The following is a 17,896-nucleotide window of genomic DNA, read 5'->3' as shown; positions in this document are numbered from 1 at the left end:
GACCAGACACCGTCTCCGGTCTCCAAGGAGCAGCCCCGTGAACGAATCAGTCCACACCACTGAAAGCGCCAACGCTGGCGCGCTGCGGGAGCGCACGCTCGATGACATGGCAAACGCTTACTCGCGCCGAGCACGCGAGGCCCGTGCCAAGCAGGGCAAATCTCCTGTGATCACCGGATCCGGAGTGCTCAATCGACTCGCCGAGATCATGGCTTTGGAGGGCCCGCAGTCTCAGCGATCGGGCCTGCCCGCAGCCTAGATCCTCCAAACCGGCTCACCGATCCGTGAATCGTCGAACCTGTTGTTGATCTTCTCTCGAGGCGCGATCTCGATCCTCTCGACTAGCACCTGGACGATCTCTCGCTTGCGTCGTACAGACGCCGATTCCCACCACTTCTCGATGTCTGGACGGTCTTTCGGCACATCAGACAGCACCGCGTGCAGGTTTGGCGCCCACGTCCCCAGCACGCGTTCTGCCTCGCGCTGGCGGAGCGCCCACCCCTCGCGCACGGCATCCCACTCTTCCTGGTGCAATCGCCCAGCTGCGAACTCCAGGCCGTAGTGCTTCCGCAAGCGACTGATTTCGGCAATTGTCTCCTCGGCCCCGCGTGCCGCAGCACCGTTGGCGGTGCGGCGTTGGGCGGTACCTGAGCGGACCTTGGCCTCCGCGACCGCGTCAATGATGGCCATAGAGACGATCCGATCAGTCTGAGGCCCTGCGATGGTAAGGCCACCGCAGGTGTGCGGTCGGCCCGGCTGCTTGGAGCAGGCATACCGGAACGGACCGCCGTTGCGGGTTGGTGACCCGGCCAGGCTAGAGCCGCACTTGCCGCACTTAAGAATGGCCGCGAGCAGATACTTCGGCTCACGGCCACGCTTTGTCCGGGGTCGGTCTGTAACCAGCCGGATGTCCTCAATCGCTTCCTTGGACAGAATCGGGGTCCAGTCCCCCGGCGAGATCAACTCGCCATAGCCTCCCCGCTGGCCGGGGCTGAACTCGCGCCAGCCACACAGTGATCCGCGGCGAACCATTGCGCGCACGTTCGCAGCCCGCCAGTATGACCGGTCCGCCGGCACGCCGGCCGCAAACAGCATCCGGGCAATGGTCGAGTCGTCCAGACCGTGATCGTGAGACGTGACATGTTCGACCCAGAGTTGGTCGCGGACCCAAGCTGCGGAGCACACCTCGGCGTTTCCGCCAGCCTTCCGCAATAGGCGCGCGAGAGCGCCAGGGGTGAGGGAACTGCTGCTGCGCGCGCCTTCGATGACGGCGGTGACAGCTTGACGCTCGTCCCGTTCGGCGGCCCGCTGAACCCGCCTCGCGTCCCACTTTCCACTACCAGGGGTAGGCACTCCGCGCTCGTTCAGGTCGGCCGCGATCGAGTACAGCGAGTCACCTTCGATGAGCCGGCGTGCAACGTCTCGGATGACGCCAGCCTCCTCGGGGATGATGCGCTGCTCATCGTCATAGCCATACCCGAGCGGTCCATGGGCCCGACCTGCCTGCGCAGCCTGTGCTCGTTGCGCGGAAAGACGGGCAGACTTCACGTCGCCTTCGTTGGCGGCGACGGCAGCGAGGATCCGGGCGAGAAGGCGGCCGGACGGGGTGGTTAGGTCGATTTCGCCAGCCTGGAGAAACACCACCGGGATCGCGGACCGCTGAGCCTCGATCGCATCCAGCACCCGCTCCAAGTCGACCACTCGCCGCAACACTCGGTCGAGGTGCCACGCGACTAGCCCATCGACATACCCGGCTTGCACGTCAGCCAGAAGTTGCTCGAAACGGGGGCGACGCTTGCCAGAGCGTGCAGAAATGTCGTTGTCTGAGTACACCTTCGGCTCAGGCCAGCCGAGCGCCTCGCATCGTTCGCGGCATGCTTCGATCTGCCGCTGGACACCGAGGGCTTGTCCAGTGCGGTCGAGGCTAATCCTCGCGTAGATCGCGGGCGCTTGGGGCAAACCTCGCTGCTGCTGCATGCCACCAGAATCTAGCAGTGGTTTTAGGCATTGCGGTCTTGACCGCCGAGAAGCCACGGCTGATGCCCTCGAGCACCACGTGGAGCCGGTGCCCCTCGGGCAGCATAGCGTCGACGAACGGGCGGCTCATGTCGATGCGCCGCCCGCTCGACTTCAGCATCCGCTCGACCAGCTCGGCGACCTGCGCCTGGGTGAGCATCAGGTTGGTCAGCTCGTGCCGGCCGTTGCGGGCCACGAAGACCCGGCTGGGGTCGTTGATCCACACCTCCTCCACCGTCGGGTCGTCGAGCAGGGGCTGCAGCGCCCCGAACCCGGAGACCCGCGCGACCAGCTCGCCGACCACCGCCTCGGCGTCACCGACCGGCACCACCGCGCCGGTCAGGCTGCGCTCGTCGTGCTCGCGCACCAAGGACTCGGCCAGGCGTCGTACGACGGCGGGGTCGCGCTGGGGGTCGATGCCCTCCCGGCGCACCACCTCGCGCAGCGCGTGGTCGAGGTGCTCGAGGGTCTCGGCGTGCCCCGGCAGCCGGGCGCCCGAGCTGGCCCTGGCGGCGGGGTGCGGGGACGCGGCGGCCCGCCGGGCGTCGGCGTGGGTCATCGCCATGGCAGGCCCTCTCCGAGTAGGGGTCCGAGCAGCAGGGTGCGTCGCCGGTGACGCTATGCGGCCGGACACCTACCCGGGAAGCCCCATTTCTTAACCTGTGGAGAACCCCTGCGGGTGTGCCCAGGTCGGCTAGCCGCCACACCGACATCGCTGGCCCCGGGAACCCCACCAGCCCCGCTGACCCAGCCCAGATCTCGCGCCGACCCGGCCCGAACTTCGCCTCGAGCCGTCCCAGATCTACCGGCGGAGCTGCGTCAGCCGGTGGACAGGCGCTCGAGGAGCTCACCGGAGTGCTTCACCCCGGTCAGCGCGGAGGGATGCACGTCCTCGCCGCGGCGCAGCACCGTGAACCGGCCGTCGGGCTCCACCACCGCGACCGCCACCTCCTGCGGCGAGCGCACGCCAGCCGCACGCAGCTCCGTCCAGAGCCCCGACTCGTCGAGCCCCAGGCGAGTCAGCTCGTGGCGCTGCACCTGCCCGGCCACCATCACCGCCACCGCCCGGTGCCGCCGGCGCGCGACCATCCGCTCGCTGCGCCGTACCCGCCCGGCGACGCCCTCGACGACCAGCAGGGTCGCGAGCGCAAGCAGCCCACCGCTGAGCGTGGGCACCTGGCCCAGGATCGAGCGGCCGACGATCGCACCCAGCACCGTGACCACCGCGAGGTCGAGGCTCGACGGCGAGGCGTAGAGGCGCTGGCCGGCGTGCGAGAGCAGCGTGGTGATCGCCAGGTAGAGCACGATCGTGGACACCACGATCGCCACAGCGCCGAAGAGGGGAAGGCCGAGGTAGTAGCCGAGGTCGTCCATCGGGCCATCGTGTCGCATCGGCGTCAGCGCCCGCTGTACGGCCTTGCCGACGCAGCACGGCTCGGAAGTTCAGGCCGGGTCGGCGGGAAGTTCAGGCCGGGTCGGCGGGAAGTCTGGGCCGGGTCGGGGGGAAGTTCAGGCCGGGTCAGCGGGAAGTTCGGGCCGGGTCGGGGGTCTCGGAGGAGGTGCTGCCCAGGAAGACCAGCACGACGACGGTGACGACGAGGCTGACCAGGGTGGCCATCAGCGCCAGCACCACCAGGCCGGTGCTCACCAGGCCGCCGACGGCGAGGAGGGCGTAGACCCCCGCCACCACGACGTACGTCGTGCGCAGCGTGCGGGCGCTCCCCGCACGGCGCGGCAGGACCGCCATCACCCCGCTCAGCGTGCCCACGACCACGACCAGGTCGACGACCCCCTCCAGGATCCCCAGCCACACCGCGGTCTCGCCGAGCAGGTCGGGGCCCGGCCACAGCGGCGCCGAGACCAGGGCCCCGACCCCGGCTGCCACGGCGCCGAGCCGGAAGCCCTGGTGCAGGTGGGCGAGCCTGCCCAGCGCGACGGCGACGACGATCCAGCCCACGGGATCGGGCAGCAGGTCGAAGGCGGCTCCCCCGCTGCCGATGCGCAGGTCGAGCAGGACGACGACCAGGCCGACGACGACGGTCATCAGGGGCTTCACGCGCCCAGGCTAGTGCCGCACCCGCGGGCAGGGGCTCAGCAGGCGGCGACCTTGCGGTAGACGCCAGCGCTGGTCTCGCGCACCGAGGTCACCGTGGCGTTGCCCTGGCCGAGGTAGTCCTGGCTGCCCAGCGCGTAGAACGGGTTGTAGGGGTTGCTGCCGTAGCTGACCGCCCGGCCCGCGCCCTCGTGGGTGGCGTTGGTGGTCGTCCAGCAGTCCACCGGGCCCGGCGACGTGGTCGGGCTGGGCGTGGGCGTCGGGGTCGGCGTGGGAGTCGGGGTGGGCGTGGGAGTCGGGGTCGGCGTCGGCGTGCCGGTGGTCGTCCCGCTCACGCGGCGGTTGTTGGCGAAGAAGAACGAGGTGACGTAGCGCGGGTAGTCGATGCTGCTGGCCTTGATGTAGCGACCGCCCGGGCCGCCGCCGGCGGGCCAGTTGTGGCCCAGGCCGGTGTTGGTCAGCAGCGAGACCCGCGGGCCCTCGGCGTCGGACCACATGGTGCCGCTGCCGGCGGTGCTGGTGCCGGGCAGCGCCGACATGGTGACCGGTGAGGTCGCGGTGGCGCCGTAGAGCCCGGCCATCACCTCGGCGTTGAGCCGGTTGTAGCCGGTGTTGACGGTGTAGTCGTCGTTGCCGTGGATCACCGAGGTCAGCTGGGTGTCGAAGCCGGCGGTGTGGCTGCCGGCGAAGCGGGTGCAGGTCGAGGTCGCGGCCGACTTCGTGGTGGAGACGCTCGAGATCTGCGAGGAGGTGGTGCCGACCGTGGGTCCGGCGTTGATGCCGACGCCGGCGAAGACGTCGGGGGCCAGGCAGCCCATCACCATCGTCTCGCCGCCACCGGAGGACAGCCCGGACAGGTAGACCTGGTCGGCGTCGAGGTCCAGGGCGGTGCGCCCGAGCAGCGTGTCGACCAGCGCCAGCAGGTTGTCGTCGTGGCGCGCGGGGTTGCTGCGGCTGTGGTTGGCGTCGTAGTAGTCCCAGCAGCCGGCGATCACGCCGCCGTTGGGGGCGGCGGGCACGGCCACGACCATGCCGTAGGAGTCGGCGGTGGCCTGCCAGTTGCCGGCCGTCTGCAGGTCGGTGTTGGTCTGCACGCAGCCGTGCAGGTTGACCATCAGCGCCCGGCCGTCGGCGATCGCGGGCGCCGTGGTCGGCACGTAGAGCCGCACGTTCATGCCGGCGATGGTCTCGCTGGTCCAGCTGCCGGCGGCCCGGGCGCTGGTGCCGCCTCCGGGGCCGAGGACCAGCGTGACGGCGGTGAGCACCACCGCGAGCACGCCGGCCAGGACGGCCGGGCCGCCGCGCCGGGCGGCGCTCGCCGCGGATCTGGGCAGCGGCGCGGGCAGGGACGGGGTCGGTACGTCGATCATGGTGCTCCTCCGAGTAGGGCCAGGCATGACGTGCGGGTGGTGCGGGCAGCAGCGGGTCGGGTCAGGCGGGCAGCTCCCGCGTGGCGGCGACGACGGCCTCAGCCCCGCGGGGGCCCAGCACGATCGTGTAGTGGTTGACGTCGTCGACCTCGACGTCGCGCAGCTGCGGCAGCCACTCGCGGGCTCGCTCGGCGGCGCCGGCCCCGTAGAGCGCCTGCGGCTCGTCCATCAGCCCGCGCGGGGCGCGCAGGAAGGTGGTCGGCACCCGCACGGCGCGCATCGCGGCCTCGTACGCCGCTCCCCCGAAGAGCTGCGCGGCGTCGGCGGCCACCGCCTCGACCACGGCCGAGGGCTTCAGGTGCGGCGCCTCGCCCTCGAGGTCGTAGTCGACGTACCCCTCGACGACCGGGCTCCAGTCGTGGGCGAAGGCGGGGTGGTCGCGCCAGAAGTCGCGGTAGACCTCGTGGCTCTCGAAGGTCATCCGCAGCCGCGCCGCGGCGGGGCCGAGCACGTCGTCGGGCGTCGCCGTCGGCGACGGCGCTCCCCCGGCCGGCGCCAGCAGCGGCAGCCCGCCGTCGACGAGCACCAGGCCGGTGGCCCGCTCGCCGATCCGCGCGGCGAGGGTGAGCACCACGAAGGCGCCCATCGAGTGCCCGACGAGGCCCACCCGGGCCACGTCGAGGTGGTCGAGCACCTGCTCGAGGTCGCGCGCGTGCTGCTCGAGGCCGTACGGCGCCGGCAGCGACGCGCTGCGGCCGCGGCCGCGCAGGTCGGGCGCGACGACCCGGTGGCCCGGCAGCGCCTCGGCGACCAGGGGCCAGCAGCGGTGGTGGGCGGTGATGCCGTGCACGGCGAGCACCAGGGGCGCGTCGGGGTCCTCGGGGCCCCACACGCCGCAGGTCAGCTCGCCGCCGTCGACGGGCACGCGGACGGTGCGCGGGCCGGTCGGGCCGGTCGGGGAGCCGGGCGCCGAGGGGTGCCGGGTGGCGGTGGTCATGGCTGGTCTGCTCCTGTGTCGCTGCTGTCGCTGCTGGGGGTGCTGGGGGTGCTGGGGGCGGGGTGGGCGGCGGCCAGGGCCCGCTCGATGAAGGCCATCACCTGCTCGAAGACGTGGTCGGGCACCGTGGCGGTCGACCCCGGGCCGGGGGCGGCGCCGGGCTCGTCGCCCCACAGCACCCAGCGCATCCCGACCATCTCGCCGATGCCCATCAGCACCCACGCGACGACCTCGGGGTCGATGTCGCCGACGTCGCCGACGGCGCGGGCCCGCTCGAGGTTGGCGATGTAGCCCTCGACGATGCGGGTGTAGTGCAGCTTGAGCGCGCGGGGCGAGACGAACTCGGCCTCGCGCACCACCCGGTAGAGCGCGGGGTGCTCGGCGGTGAAGGCGAAGAACGCCCGGAATCCGGCCCGCTCCCCCTCCAGCCGCGTGGTGGCGCCCGCCGAGCCCTCGGTCATGGCGTGGCGCACCCGGCGGTTGAGGTCCTCGACGAGCTCCTCGAAGACGGTGAGCTTGGAGTCGAAGTAGAGGTAGAAGGTGCCCTGGGCGACCCCGGCCTTCTCGGTGATCCGGGTGATCGAGGCGTCGGCGTAGCCGTGCTCGGCGAAGACGTGCTCGGCGGCGTCGATGATCGCCTTGCGGGTCGCGGTGCCGCGCTTGGTGCTCGGCGGCTTGCGTGCGGTCTCGCTCATGCCCGGACCTCCTGCTCGCGCCACCGGTCGGCCAGCGCGCGCCGCACGACCTTGCTGCTCGAGGAGCGCGGGATCTCGGCGACGACCTCGACGTGGCGCGGCGCCTTGAAGGCCGCCAGCTCGCGGGCGCAGTGCTCGCGCAGGTCCTGCTCGTCGGTGGCCACGCCGGGGCGCAGCACGACGTACGCCGCGCACACCTCGCCCCAGCGCGCGTCGGGCACGCCCACCGCGGCCGCGTCGGCCACGGCCGGGTGGGCCAGCAGCACCTGCTCGACCTCGGCCGGGGCGACGCTCTCGCCGCCGGTGATGAAGATGTCCTTGATGCGGTCGACGATGCGGTAGTAGCCGTCGGCGTCGCGGGTGGCCAGGTCGCCGGTGTGCAGGCCGCGGCGGCGCTCCTGCTCGGCCCGCTCGTGCTCGGGCTCGCGGAAGTAGCCGGCGAAGACGTTGGGCCCGCGCACCACCAGCTCGCCGGTGCCGGGGCCCTCGACCACCGCGCCGGTGGCCGGGTCGACGAGCTCGACCTCGACGTGCGGGTAGGGCGTGCCGGCCATCCCGACGCGTCGGGTGGCCTCCTCGGGCGGCAGGCACAGCACGTTGGGCGCGGCCTCGGTCAGGCCGTAGCCCTGGGTCAGCGCGACCCCGCGCCGGTGCCAGGTGCGCAGCAGCGGCTCGGGCATCGGCGCCCCGCCGACGATGGCGTGGCGCAGGCTGCCCAGGTCGGCTGCCACGAAGTCGGGGTGCTCGGCCAGCATCAGGTAGGTCGCGGGCACCCCCATCGTGGTGGTGATCTGGCGCTCGGCGATCAGGTGCAGCACCCGCCCGGCGTCGAAGGTGCGCTCGAGCACGACGGTGGCGCCCATCCACCACGCGAGCAGCGGCTGCACGTTCCAGCCGCCGACGTGGAACTGCGGCATCAGCGCGAGCACCACGTCGCGGCTGGTGATCTCGGCGGTGCGCGAGAGCGACAGGTTGGTCCAGAAGCAGTTGGCGTGGGTCAGCACCGCGCCGCGGGCCTGCCCGGAGGTGCCCGAGGTGAAGATGATCAGCAGCGGGTCGTCGTCCTCGACCGGCGCGGCCGCCGCAGCAGCGCCCGTCCCTGCCGTCGTACGCCGCTCGCCGCGGGCCCGCTCGGAGCCGCCCGGCGCCGGCGCGTGCCGCTCGACGCCCTGGGCGCCCATCGCGGCCACGGGGACCTGCCCGACGACCAGGTCGAGGGTGGCGCGGGCCAGCGCGGTGAACTCCTCCTCGACCAGCAGCAGCGCGGGGTCGGCCTCCTCGACCTGGCCGGCCAGCTCGCGCGGCGAGAGCCGCCACGACAGCGGCACCAGCACCAGCCCGGCCTTGGCGCAGGCGAAGAACAGCACCACGTGGTCGGCGCTGTTGCCGGTCAGGGTCGCCAGCCGGTCGCCCTTGGCGTAGCCGGCGCGGCGCAGGCACGCGGCGAGCCGCTCGGCGCGCTGGTCGAGGCGCTCGTAGGTGAGCACCACCCCCCTGTCGTCGATCGCGACCCGCTCGGGCGTCGAGGTCGCCCGGTCGGTGGTCCAGCGGCCCAGGGTGTGCAGCCCGTCGGCGGCCGCGGAAGGCGAGGTGGTCATGGGCCATCCTCCCCCGCGGCGAGCGCCCCGGGGCGTGCCGCGCGGCTGCGGGCCCCGGCGAGGCGGGCGCCGAGGCCCACGAGGCCGCCGGGCACGAAGAGCACGACGAGGATGAACAGGGTGCCGAGGATGAACAGCGGCTCGCCCAGCGGCACGCTCAGCACCGCCGGCAGCGACTCGACGGCGTCGGAGGCCGCGAGCGTGGTCAGCCGCTGGTCGAGCAGCGTGTAGACGATGCCGCCGACCACGGCGCCCCAGCGCGAGCCGAGGCCGCCCAGCACCACGATCACCAGGATCGTGAGGGTGAAGTCGGCCGAGGCGATGCGGGGCGTGGCGCCGCTCTGCAGCAGCAGGTAGACCATGCCCACGACCACCGCCAGCACCGAGCCGGTGACGAAGGCGAGCAGCTTGACCGCGAAGGGCCGCAGGCCCAGCACCCGCACCCGCAGCTCGTTCTCACGGGTGGCGGCGGCGACGTGGCCGGCCCGCGAGCGCTCGAACCAGGTCACCAGCGCGAAGACGACCACGAGCAGCACCAGCGCCACCCAGTAGAGGTTGCGGGTGTCGGCGACGCCGACCAGCGCGTCGGGCACGTGGGTGGTGTCGAGGCGCAGCCCCTCCTCGCCGCCCGTGACGTCGCTGTTGCGGCGGATCAGCACCGAGCCGGCCTGGGCGAAGGCCAGGGTCACCATCGCGAAGGAGATGCCGCCGACGCGCAGCCCGACCGCGCCGAGCACCAACGCGACGACCGCGCCGACGAGCAGGGTGAGCAGCATCGCCGGCACCAGGCCCAGGTCGGTGCGCTCGAGCACGACGCCCAGCCCGTAGGCGCCGATGGCCAGGTAGAGCGCGTGCCCGAAGCTCAGCAGCCCGGCCACGCCGAAGATCACGTGGTAGGTCAGCGCGAGCGAGGCGAAGACCAGCGCGAGCGCCATCAGCTGCAGCGTGCCGGGCGTGTACGTCGCTCCCGGCAGCACGCCGGGCACGCTCAGGTCGACCAGCGGCAGCACCGCCAGCAGCACGACGAGGCCCAGCACGACCAGCAGCCGCAGCGGCAGGCCCGCCCCGCGGCGGGGGGCACCGGTGGGGCCGGCCGGGGGCGCGGGCTGCGGCGTACCGGTGTCGGGGTGGGTGTCGGTGGTGGCGCTCATGCGCGGGCTCCCATCAGGCCGGAGGGACGCACGAGCAGGACGGTGGCCAGCAGCAGCACGACCACCAGGTCGCCGGTCCCGGAGAGGTAGAAGTTGGCCATCTGCTGCAGCACCGCGACCACGACGGAGGCGATCGCCGCCCCGAGCAGGGAGCCCAGGCCGCCGATGACGGTGACGATGAAAGCGAAGATCAGCAGCGAGCCGCCCAGCTGGGGCGAGACGTAGCCGAAGTAGTGCGAGGCCAGCACCCCGCCCAGGCCGGCGGCGGCGCCGCCGATGGCGAAGACGACGGTGAAGGCGCGGCGCACGTCGATGCCCAGGGCGGTGACCATGGAGCGGTTCTCGACGCCGGCGCGGATGACCAGGCCGAAGCGGGTGAAGCGCAGGAAGGCCACGATCCCGCCCAGCACCAGCGCCGCGACGCCGATCAGCAGGAACCGGTCGTTGGGCACGCGGGCGCCGAGGATCGTGGTGGTCTCGTCGAACCAGCCGGGGCCGGTGACGAAGATGGCGTCGGTGCCCCAGATGCCGTCGAAGAGCGCGACGGTGGCCAGCGCCAGGCCGACGGTGACCAGCACCTGCTCGATGTGGCGCTCGTAGAGGCGCCGGATCAGCAGCAGCTCGGTGAGCACCGCGGCGAGGGCGCCGACGCCGGCCCCGACCAGCAGCGAGAGCAGCAGCGAGCCCCAGGAGTCGCCGCCGAGGCGGCGGGCGGTCTCCCACCCGGCGAAGGCGCCCAGGGTCAGGAAGGAGCCGTGGGCGAAGTTGAGCACGCCCATCAGGCCGTAGATGAGCGAGAGGCCCGAGGCGACGAGGAAGTACAGCGCCCCCAGGCCCAGGCCGGTGGCGAGCAGCAGCACGACGGTGCTCACGAGCGGACCTCCTGGCTGTGGGTGGACGGGTCGGGGTGGCTGCCGGAGTCATGGGCGGAGCTGCTCGAGCTGGTGGAGCCGACGCCGAGGAGGCTGACGACCCGCTGCTCGTCGTCGAACAGCTCGGCGGCGTCGCCGGTGTGCACGACGCGGCCGTCGGCCATCACCACGGCGCGGTCGGCCAGGCGGCGGGCCACGACGAGGTTCTGCTCGACGAGCAGGATGGGCACGACCTGGGCGGCGCGCTCGAGCGCCTCGGTGACCTCGCCGACCAGCTTGGGCGAGAGGCCCTTGGTGGGCTCGTCGACCAGCAGCAGCCGGTTGTCGTTGAGCAGGGCGCGGGCGAGCGCGACCATCTGCTGCTGCCCGCCCGACAGGGTGCCGGCGGCCTGCTGGCCCCGCGCGATGATGTCGGGGAACAGGTCGGCGACCAGCTCGCGGCGCGGGTTCGCGCTGCGCTCGGCCAGGCGCAGGTTCTCCTCGACGCTGAGGGAGCCGAAGACCTCGCGGTCCTCGGGGACGTAGCCGACGCCGCGCTGCACGATGCGGTGCGTGGGCAGGGTGTCGATGCGCTCGCCGTCGAGCTCGACGACACCGCTGCGCTCGACGAGGCCGAGCACCGCCTTGATGGTGCTGGTCTTGCCGACGCCGTTGCGGCCGAGCAGGGCGGTGACGCCCTGGGCGGGCACCTCGAGGGTGACGTCCTCGACGACCTGCTGCTGACCGATGCGGGCCGAGAGGCCGCGCACCCGCAGGACGGGTCCCGACTGGTTCATGCGCTCGCTCCGAGGTAGGCGCTCTGGACGGTGGGGTCGGCCATCACGGCCTCCGGGGAGTCGCAGGCCAGCAGCTGGCCGTGGTGCATCACCGCGAGCCGGTCGACCAGACCGAGGACGACGTCCATGTGGTGCTCGACCATCAGCACGGTGGTGCCGTGCTCGCGGTGCACCGTGCGGATGAGGTCCATCAGGCCCTCGACGTCGGCGCTGCCGACCCCGGCCATCGGCTCGTCGAGCAGGATCACGTGGGGGTCGCTGGCCAGCAGCATGGCGATCTCCAGCTTGCGCTTGTCGCCGTGGGCCAGGCCCCCGGCGACGGTCTGCTCGTGGTGGGCCAGGCCCACCTGGTCGAGCCGGTCGCGCGCCCGCTCGGTGGCGGCACCGCCGCGACCGGGGAAGCGGACCAGGCTCAGCGCGCCGCCGAGGGCCGCCTGGGCGGCCAGTCGCACGTTCTCGAGCGCGGTGAGCCCGTCGAAGAGGCTCGAGGTCTGGAACGTGCGGCCCAGCCCGGCCCGGGCCCGGGCGTCGACCGAGCGGGCGGTGACGTCGTCGCCGGCGAGGTGCACCGTGCCCGCCGTCGGGCGCATGACGCCCGACAGCAGGTTGAACAGCGTCGTCTTGCCCGCACCGTTGGGGCCGATCACCCCGAGCATCTCGCCGCGCGGCACCGAGAGGGAGACCCCGTCGATGATCACCGCGCCGCCGATGCTCAGGTGCAGGTCGTGCACCGCGAGGACCGGGCCGGGCTGGCTCACGAGGTCGCGACCGGGGGTGCGACGGCGTCGGGCTCGACCTGGTCGGCGAGCTCGGGCACGAACGACCCGCCCTCCTCGGCCAGCGTCGCCGCGAACATCGGCTGGATCAGCGCGTGGTCCTCGGCGCGCACCGTGGTGGTGCCCTTGGGGCCCTCGAACTCCCAGCCCTCGAGCGCCTCGATCATCGCGTCGACGTCGTCGCCGCCGCCCTCCTCGATGGCGTGCACGATCATCTGCCCGGCCACGAAGCCGTCGGGCGAGAACAGGTCGGCCTCGGCGCCGGCCTCCTCGAGCGCCTCCACCATCGCGGCGTTGACGTCGTTGTCGGGGGCGCCGGCGAAGTAGTGCGAGAGGAAGGTGATCTGCTCGCTGGCCGCGCCGTAGGCGCCGTAGCTGGCGATGTCGCCGAGACCGGTGGTCACCGGCACCTCGTCGAAGACCTGCTGCTGGTCCAGGGACTGCCACATGGCGCTGGTGGTGTCACCGGCCCAGGCCACGAAGACCAGGTCGGGGTCGGCGTCGAGGATGCGCCGGGCGAAGGGGGTGAACTCGGTGGCGTCCTCGGGCACGAGCACCGGCTCGACGGTGGCGCCGCCGCCGCCGAGGACGGCCTCGACACCGGCCACGTTGCCCTGGCCGAAGGCGTTGTCCTGGGCGAAGACCACGACGTCCTTGCCCTCGAGGTCGCCGATCAGCGAGCCCGCGGTGGCGACGTCCTGGTAGGTCTGGCGACCCGAGCGGAAGGTGTAGCGGTTGATGCCGGTCACGGCGTCGGCCGCGGCGGGGCCGGAGATGTAGAGCACCTCGTTCTGCTCGGCCTGCTCGGCCAGCGAGAGAGCCACGCCCGAGGAGACGGTGCCCGCGATGATCTGGGTGCCGGAGCCGATGGCGTCCTTGGCCAGGCCGACCGCCTTGGCGGGGTCGCCGGCGTCGTCGGCGAAGTCGAGCTCGATCTCGCGACCGTCCACCTCGCCGGAGCCGTCGGTGGCGTAGTCGATGCCGGCCTCGAGGCCGTTGCGGTAGGCCTCGCCGTACGCCGCGAGCGGGCCGCTCTGCGAGTAGATGATCGAGACCGGGACGGCCGCGCCGTCACCGTCCTCGCCCGAGGAGGCGGAACCGCTGTCGGGCGCGCAGGCACTGAGGCCCAGCACGCCGACGACCGCTGCTGCGGCCACCGCCAGGGAGCGTCGTCCGCCCGTTCGGGCCGGGGTGCGCTGCGTCATGACTTCTCCTTCGTCGTCAAACCTGACAGGTGATTCAGGTCTCATGACGTGACCGTAGCCACAGCCTTTACTCATGTCAACGACCGGTACAGACCCCCTCGTAGGCTCGGGGCGTGAGCACCCCTCCCGCCGCCCTGCCCGACGCCCTGCTGCGCCTGGGCACACCGGAGCACCCGACCTTCGGGCTCGACACCTTCGGCGACCTCGAGCTCGGACCCGACGGGCGACCCGTGCACGAGGCCGAGGCCATCCGCCAGGTCGTCGCCGAAGGAGTCCTCGCCGACCAGGTCGGGGTCGACTACCTCGGGCTCGGCGAGCACCACCGCGACGACTACGCCATCGCCGCGCCAGACGTGGTGCTCGCCGCGATCGCCGGGCAGACCTCGCGGCTGCGGCTGGGCACCGGCGTGACGGTGCTCTCCTCGGACGACCCCATCCGGGTCTTCCAGCGCTTCTCCACCCTCGCCGCCATCAGCGGGGGACGTGCCGAGGTGCAGCTGGGGCGTGGCTCGTTCACCGAGTCCTTCGCGCTCTTCGGCCACGACCTGTCCGACTACGAGGTGCTCTTCCACGAGAAGCTCGACCTCTTCGCCGCCGTCCAGTCCGAGCAGCCGGTCACCTGGTCGGGCACGATCCGCCCGCCGCTGCGCGACCAGGTCGTGCACCCGCGCACCGAGGCCGGCCTGCTGCCCGCCTGGATCGCGGTCGGCGGCACGCCCCAGTCGGTGGTGCGCGCCGCGGCGTACGGCATGCCGCTGGTGCTGGCGGTCATCGGCGGATCACCGGCCGGCTTCACCCAGCTCGCCGACCTCTACCGGCGCGCCCTGGTCGAGTACGAGCGCCCCGAGCTGCCGATCGGCATGCACTCCCCCGGCCACGTCGCCGCCACCGACGAGCAGGCGCGGGAGCAGATGTTCCCGCACCAGGCGGCCGCCTTCACCCGCATCGGTCGCGAGCGCGGCTGGGGCCCCTACACCCGCGAGGCGTTCGACCAGGGCGCCGGCGAGCAGGGGGCGCTCTTCGTCGGCTCCCCCGAGACCGTGGCCCGCAAGATCGTCCGGGCGGTGCGGACCCTGGGCCTCTCGCGCTTCCAGATGAAGTACGCCGTCGGCGCGCTGCCGCACGCGCAGCGCCTGGAGTCGATCCGGCTCTACGGCACCGAGGTCATCCCCCGGGTGCGGGAGCTGCTGGCCCAGGAGCGTGCCTGACCGGACAGCCGGCCACCCCCGGCGTCGGGAAGGTGCCGAGCTGCTCGATGTCGAAGCCGTCGGGGTAGGAGCGCACCCACGGCAGGTCGGCGACCGTCTGGGCGCTGAGCCGCGCGGGGAAGAGCCGCAGCAGCCGTCCCCGGGCCCGCAGCGCCGCCCGCGAGGCACGCTCGACCGCGCCCGGGGGCGCGTCGTACCCCAGGGCCTCGCGCAGGGGCGGGTCCATCAGGGCTCGCGAGAAGACCTCGACGCCGCGGGCGGCGAACGAGGGCTGGAAGGTGAGCATCAGCGCCAGCGTCGACGCGGCGACCGCGCGTCCACCCTCGTCGGGCCCGAAGTGCTCCGCCTCGTAGTCGTCCATCAGCCTCGCGAAGCCCTCGTAGGTCTCGGGCACATCCGGGATCGCCATGTGCCGACCCAGGGTGCGGTAGTAGTTCACCGAGGCGCGCAGCTCGGTGGCGGTCAGGGGGCGCTTGCCGTAGTCGTCGAGCCAGCGCTTGGGCACCACCACGAAGGTGGACAGCACGTAGCGGAACTCGTGGTCGGGGATGTCGTAGGCGCGGTGCATCTGGTTGACCCGGCGGATCGCCGCCCGGGCGTCGGGGTGGTCGAAGCCTTTCAGCGAGGGCTGCTCGAGCAGCAGCGCCGTGTCGTCGTAGCGGCGCTGCACCTGCTCGGTGAACGCGCCGGTGCGGGCGAGCAGCGCACCGATGCCGGGCACGGCATAGGTGCGGAAGAGCGCGAAGGACAGCGCCTGGTTCATGTCCCAGGGGAACTCGTGCACCACCGCGTTGCGGTAGATCTCCACGAAGTCGCTCTCGGGGTCGAGCGCCTCGTTGACCCGCTGCCAGTGGTCACGCGGGACCCCGCCGAACCTCTTGCCCCGCCACGTGAACGACCTCATGGCCCAAAACTAGAGCACCTGCTCCATTGTGGCTAGGCTCCCGGCATGCGCGCCCCCCTCCAGTCCCGCAGCGAGTCGTCGGCCGAGCGGATGCTCGACGCGACGCTGCGCCTGCTCGAGGACGGCGGCGAGGGTGCGGTCACCGTGGCCGCGGTGGCCAGGGCGGCCGGCACGTCCAACGGCTCGCTCTACCACCGCTTCGGCGACCGCCACGGCCTGATGCTCGCGGCCCAGACCCGAGCGCTCGGTGCGATCGAGGCCGAGACCGGTGCGGCCTTCGCCCGCGCCGACGAGGAGGTCGACGACGAGCGCGCCGTGGGCCTGCTGGCCGCCGCCGCCGTCGACATCTTCGGGCGGCACCGGGCGGCCATGCGGGCCTTCCTGGTGGGCCGGGCCGGCTCGGTGGAGGCCGAGGCGCTCAGCACCGCCTTCACGCACCGCGTCGGGGCGGGGGTCACCCGGTGGCTGGGCGAGCGCTTCGGGGCCCGGGCCGGCGACGCCGAGGCCGCGTGGCGGCTGCTCTTCGGCCTCGGGGCGACCCGGGCGCTCTTCGAGGACGAGCAGGTCTCACCGGCACCGGTGGGCCCGGCCGAGCTGTCCGCGTCGCTGGCCCGGGCGGTGCTGGCCGTCGTACGGCGGGAGGCGGGGCCGGTGCGGCCCGGGCGCGACCGCGGCTAGCTGTGATGCCCAGCCAGGTTGTCCAACCTGGTGATGGGGGCTGCCTTGCTGATTGCTGAGTGGGGCCGGTGGTGGTTGTACTCGTGGATCCATCCTGGCAGAGCCGCGAGCCGGGCTGACTCGGAGTTGTAGAACTTCTTGAACGCCCAGCCCTCGGCCAGGGTGCGGTGGAAGCGTTCGATCTTCCCGTTCGTCTGCGGCCGGTAGGGCCGGGTCTTCTTCGGCGTGATCCCCAGGTCGGCGCAGGTCTCACGCCACAGGTGCGACTTGTAGCAGCTGCCGTTGTCGGACAGCACGCGCTGGACGGTGACGCCGCGGTCGGCAAACCAGGCCACGGCGTTCTTGAGGACCTCGGTCGCGGTTTCCTTGGTTTCGTCGTCGTGGGCCTCGACGTAGGCGACGCGGGAGTGGTCGTCGATGACGGTGTGCAGGTAGCAGGTCCCGATGAGTGGTTGGTGGTACTTGTTCTTGGCACCGCCCGTTCGCAGCGTGGTTGCTGATCGGTTCTTCAGTCCCTGCTGACGACCGACGTAGCGCCAGCCCCCGCCGTCGGGGACCCGCCCGAGCTTCTTCACGTCCACGTGGAGCAGATCGCCAGGTTTCTCGTGCTCGTAGCGACGGATCGGTTCACCGGTGGCCCGGTCGACGTGGGTGAGGCGATTGATCCGGCACCGCACGAGGACCGCGTGCACCGTCGAGGAAGCCATGCCGAGCCGATCGGCGATCTCGACCGGGCCGAGTCGCTGTTTCCAGCGCAGGTGCACGATCTTGCGCACCACCGGTGCCGGGGTCCGGTTCGGCTGGTGGCGTGGGGCCGAGGAGCGGTCGTGCATCCCGGCCGGGCCTTCGGCCCGGTACCGATCAGCCCACTTCTTCGCGGTGCGCCAGGACACGTCGTAGCGCTCGGCCGCTCGAGCTGGCGGCCAACCGTGCTCAACGACCAGGCGTGCGAGTCGGAGGCGGGCGCGAGGGGTCAGGGCTGCATTGGAGTGGGTAGCGTGGGACACGAAGGCCTCCTTGGTGGCGGAGCGGTTTCTAGACAGCTCCACTCCACACCGGGGAGGCCTTCGTCCATCTACAGATCAGACCGTGTCGTCACACGATCTCGACCAACGTGCCTGGGCATCACAGCTAGCGGGTCTCCCAGCCCAGCAGCGCCGCGACGTCGCGCGGCAGCTCCATCGGGCTGAAGGGCTTGGCCAGCACGCCGGACACGGCGAGGCCGTCCCAGGGCTGGTTCGGCCCGACGTGGCTCTTGGCGGTGAGCAGCACGACAGGGATGCCACGCGTCGCGGGGTCGTCCTGGAGCAGCCCGAAGGTCGTGATGCCGTCCATGTCCGGCATCATCAGGTCGAGCAGGATCGCGTCGGGGCGGGCATCGCGGGCCACGTCGATCGCCTCGCGGCCGCGGGAGGCCTCGAGCACGTCCCAGCCGCCCACCTTGGTGAGCGAGAGGCACGTGACCATGCGGACGTCGTCGTCGTCGTCCACCACCAGCACGGTCGGCATCGTTTCCTCTCGACGGGGCGCAGTCCCAGGGCGGCTGCTGGTGGAGAGGATACCGGCGCGGGCACCCGATCCGGCATCCGTGGGGCAC

Annotated in this window: 19 protein-coding genes; 3 read left to right on the top strand and 16 right to left on the bottom strand. The window is 72.4% G+C overall.

All coding sequences use genetic code 11. The features are described 5' to 3' along the window. Window positions 1-37 precede the first annotated feature (37 nt). The gene (locus ABKW28_RS01690) at window positions 38-259 is read left to right on the top strand and encodes a hypothetical protein (RefSeq protein WP_156393530.1); all 222 of its coding nucleotides are present in this window, start codon (window positions 38-40) and stop codon (window positions 257-259) included. Here the strand turns inward: ABKW28_RS01690 and ABKW28_RS01685 are convergent. The 13 genes from ABKW28_RS01685 to ABKW28_RS01625 form a co-directional block, all read right to left on the bottom strand. Continuing rightward, on the bottom strand, window positions 256-1,977 hold the full coding sequence (locus tag ABKW28_RS01685) for a recombinase family protein (protein ID WP_162250922.1): 1,722 nt from the start codon (window positions 1,975-1,977) through the stop codon (window positions 256-258). The two genes, ABKW28_RS01690 and ABKW28_RS01685, sit on opposite strands and share 4 nt — an antisense overlap. Then, window positions 1,925-2,581: a hypothetical protein gene (locus ABKW28_RS01680; RefSeq protein ID WP_348605943.1), complete on the bottom strand. Its 657-nt coding sequence runs from the start codon at window positions 2,579-2,581 to the stop codon at window positions 1,925-1,927. The genes ABKW28_RS01685 and ABKW28_RS01680 overlap by 53 nt, the downstream gene beginning before the upstream one ends. 254 nt (window positions 2,582-2,835) lie before the next feature. Beyond that, complete coding sequence (locus ABKW28_RS01675) at window positions 2,836-3,390, bottom strand: YetF domain-containing protein (RefSeq protein ID WP_348605941.1); 555 nt, start codon at window positions 3,388-3,390, stop codon at window positions 2,836-2,838. 145 nt (window positions 3,391-3,535) lie between these two features. Beyond that, the gene (locus ABKW28_RS01670) at window positions 3,536-4,072 is read right to left on the bottom strand and encodes a hypothetical protein (RefSeq protein WP_348605939.1); all 537 of its coding nucleotides are present in this window, start codon (window positions 4,070-4,072) and stop codon (window positions 3,536-3,538) included. A 35-nt stretch (window positions 4,073-4,107) separates the two neighbouring features. Next, the gene (locus ABKW28_RS01665; protein ID WP_348605937.1) at window positions 4,108-5,439 is read right to left on the bottom strand and encodes a PHB depolymerase family esterase; all 1,332 of its coding nucleotides are present in this window, start codon (window positions 5,437-5,439) and stop codon (window positions 4,108-4,110) included. 61 nt (window positions 5,440-5,500) lie between these two features. Then, window positions 5,501-6,436 (bottom strand): alpha/beta fold hydrolase, encoded by a 936-nt coding sequence (locus tag ABKW28_RS01660; protein WP_348605935.1) that lies wholly within the window; start codon window positions 6,434-6,436, stop codon window positions 5,501-5,503. After that, the gene (locus ABKW28_RS01655) at window positions 6,433-7,131 is read right to left on the bottom strand and encodes a TetR/AcrR family transcriptional regulator (RefSeq protein WP_348605933.1); all 699 of its coding nucleotides are present in this window, start codon (window positions 7,129-7,131) and stop codon (window positions 6,433-6,435) included. Before ABKW28_RS01655 ends, ABKW28_RS01660 begins: the two co-directional genes overlap by 4 nt. Next, on the bottom strand, window positions 7,128-8,729 hold the full coding sequence (locus ABKW28_RS01650; protein ID WP_348605931.1) for an AMP-binding protein: 1,602 nt from the start codon (window positions 8,727-8,729) through the stop codon (window positions 7,128-7,130). The genes ABKW28_RS01655 and ABKW28_RS01650 overlap by 4 nt, the downstream gene beginning before the upstream one ends. Continuing rightward, on the bottom strand, window positions 8,726-9,880 hold the full coding sequence (locus tag ABKW28_RS01645; RefSeq protein ID WP_348605929.1) for a branched-chain amino acid ABC transporter permease: 1,155 nt from the start codon (window positions 9,878-9,880) through the stop codon (window positions 8,726-8,728). The genes ABKW28_RS01650 and ABKW28_RS01645 overlap by 4 nt, the downstream gene beginning before the upstream one ends. After that, complete coding sequence (locus ABKW28_RS01640) at window positions 9,877-10,752, bottom strand: branched-chain amino acid ABC transporter permease (protein WP_193669115.1); 876 nt, start codon at window positions 10,750-10,752, stop codon at window positions 9,877-9,879. Before ABKW28_RS01640 ends, ABKW28_RS01645 begins: the two co-directional genes overlap by 4 nt. Next, entirely contained in the window at window positions 10,749-11,528 is a 780-nt protein-coding gene (locus tag ABKW28_RS01635) for an ABC transporter ATP-binding protein (protein ID WP_348605927.1), read from the bottom strand. Before ABKW28_RS01635 ends, ABKW28_RS01640 begins: the two co-directional genes overlap by 4 nt. Next, window positions 11,525-12,286: an ABC transporter ATP-binding protein gene (locus ABKW28_RS01630; RefSeq protein WP_348605925.1), complete on the bottom strand. Its 762-nt coding sequence runs from the start codon at window positions 12,284-12,286 to the stop codon at window positions 11,525-11,527. The genes ABKW28_RS01635 and ABKW28_RS01630 overlap by 4 nt, the downstream gene beginning before the upstream one ends. Beyond that, window positions 12,283-13,509, bottom strand: coding sequence for a substrate-binding domain-containing protein (locus tag ABKW28_RS01625; protein WP_193669112.1), 1,227 nt, complete (start codon window positions 13,507-13,509; stop codon window positions 12,283-12,285). The genes ABKW28_RS01630 and ABKW28_RS01625 overlap by 4 nt, the downstream gene beginning before the upstream one ends. Before the next feature lie 113 nt (window positions 13,510-13,622). Here ABKW28_RS01625 and ABKW28_RS01620 point away from each other — a divergent pair, with 113 nt between their 5' ends. Continuing rightward, on the top strand, window positions 13,623-14,717 hold the full coding sequence (locus ABKW28_RS01620) for an LLM class flavin-dependent oxidoreductase (protein WP_348605923.1): 1,095 nt from the start codon (window positions 13,623-13,625) through the stop codon (window positions 14,715-14,717). Here the strand turns inward: ABKW28_RS01620 and ABKW28_RS01615 are convergent. Continuing rightward, window positions 14,674-15,621, bottom strand: coding sequence for an oxygenase MpaB family protein (locus ABKW28_RS01615; protein ID WP_348605921.1), 948 nt, complete (start codon window positions 15,619-15,621; stop codon window positions 14,674-14,676). The two genes, ABKW28_RS01620 and ABKW28_RS01615, sit on opposite strands and share 44 nt — an antisense overlap. A 45-nt stretch (window positions 15,622-15,666) precedes the next feature. Between ABKW28_RS01615 and ABKW28_RS01610 the strand changes: the two genes are divergently transcribed. Then, window positions 15,667-16,299: a TetR family transcriptional regulator gene (locus ABKW28_RS01610; RefSeq protein ID WP_348605919.1), complete on the top strand. Its 633-nt coding sequence runs from the start codon at window positions 15,667-15,669 to the stop codon at window positions 16,297-16,299. Here the strand turns inward: ABKW28_RS01610 and ABKW28_RS01605 are convergent. Beyond that, window positions 16,296-17,306 (bottom strand): IS481 family transposase, encoded by a 1,011-nt coding sequence (locus ABKW28_RS01605; RefSeq protein ID WP_348605947.1) that lies wholly within the window; start codon window positions 17,304-17,306, stop codon window positions 16,296-16,298. The genes ABKW28_RS01610 and ABKW28_RS01605 overlap by 4 nt on opposite strands. Window positions 17,307-17,430: 124 nt before the next feature. Beyond that, window positions 17,431-17,808 (bottom strand): response regulator, encoded by a 378-nt coding sequence (locus tag ABKW28_RS01600; RefSeq protein WP_348605917.1) that lies wholly within the window; start codon window positions 17,806-17,808, stop codon window positions 17,431-17,433. Between the last annotated feature and the right edge of the window lie 88 nt (window positions 17,809-17,896).

The organism is Nocardioides sp. 31GB23, assembly GCF_040012395.1.
In the GTDB taxonomy this organism is placed as follows: domain Bacteria; phylum Actinomycetota; class Actinomycetes; order Propionibacteriales; family Nocardioidaceae; genus Nocardioides; species Nocardioides salarius.
This window is presented reverse-complemented; position numbering and strand designations above follow the sequence as displayed.

What these genes read in the sequence shown, in the direction of transcription:
- ABKW28_RS01660 (WP_348605935.1), bottom strand. Translation starts at nt 6,436, where the DNA reads ATGACCACCGCCACCCGGCACCCCTCGGCGCCCGGCTCCCCGACCGGC.
- ABKW28_RS01675 (WP_348605941.1), bottom strand. Translation starts at nt 3,390, where the DNA reads ATGGACGACCTCGGCTACTACCTCGGCCTTCCCCTCTTCGGCGCTGTG.
- ABKW28_RS01625 (WP_193669112.1), bottom strand. Translation starts at nt 13,509, where the DNA reads ATGACGCAGCGCACCCCGGCCCGAACGGGCGGACGACGCTCCCTGGCG.
- ABKW28_RS01665 (WP_348605937.1), bottom strand. Translation starts at nt 5,439, where the DNA reads ATGATCGACGTACCGACCCCGTCCCTGCCCGCGCCGCTGCCCAGATCC.
- ABKW28_RS01635 (WP_348605927.1), bottom strand. Translation starts at nt 11,528, where the DNA reads ATGAACCAGTCGGGACCCGTCCTGCGGGTGCGCGGCCTCTCGGCCCGC.
- ABKW28_RS01685 (WP_162250922.1), bottom strand. Translation starts at nt 1,977, where the DNA reads ATGCAGCAGCAGCGAGGTTTGCCCCAAGCGCCCGCGATCTACGCGAGG.
- ABKW28_RS01610 (WP_348605919.1), top strand. Translation starts at nt 15,667, where the DNA reads ATGCGCGCCCCCCTCCAGTCCCGCAGCGAGTCGTCGGCCGAGCGGATG.
- ABKW28_RS01615 (WP_348605921.1), bottom strand. Translation starts at nt 15,621, where the DNA reads ATGAGGTCGTTCACGTGGCGGGGCAAGAGGTTCGGCGGGGTCCCGCGT.
- ABKW28_RS01645 (WP_348605929.1), bottom strand. Translation starts at nt 9,880, where the DNA reads ATGAGCGCCACCACCGACACCCACCCCGACACCGGTACGCCGCAGCCC.
- ABKW28_RS01655 (WP_348605933.1), bottom strand. Translation starts at nt 7,131, where the DNA reads ATGAGCGAGACCGCACGCAAGCCGCCGAGCACCAAGCGCGGCACCGCG.
- ABKW28_RS01650 (WP_348605931.1), bottom strand. Translation starts at nt 8,729, where the DNA reads ATGACCACCTCGCCTTCCGCGGCCGCCGACGGGCTGCACACCCTGGGC.
- ABKW28_RS01600 (WP_348605917.1), bottom strand. Translation starts at nt 17,808, where the DNA reads ATGCCGACCGTGCTGGTGGTGGACGACGACGACGACGTCCGCATGGTC.
- ABKW28_RS01680 (WP_348605943.1), bottom strand. Translation starts at nt 2,581, where the DNA reads ATGGCGATGACCCACGCCGACGCCCGGCGGGCCGCCGCGTCCCCGCAC.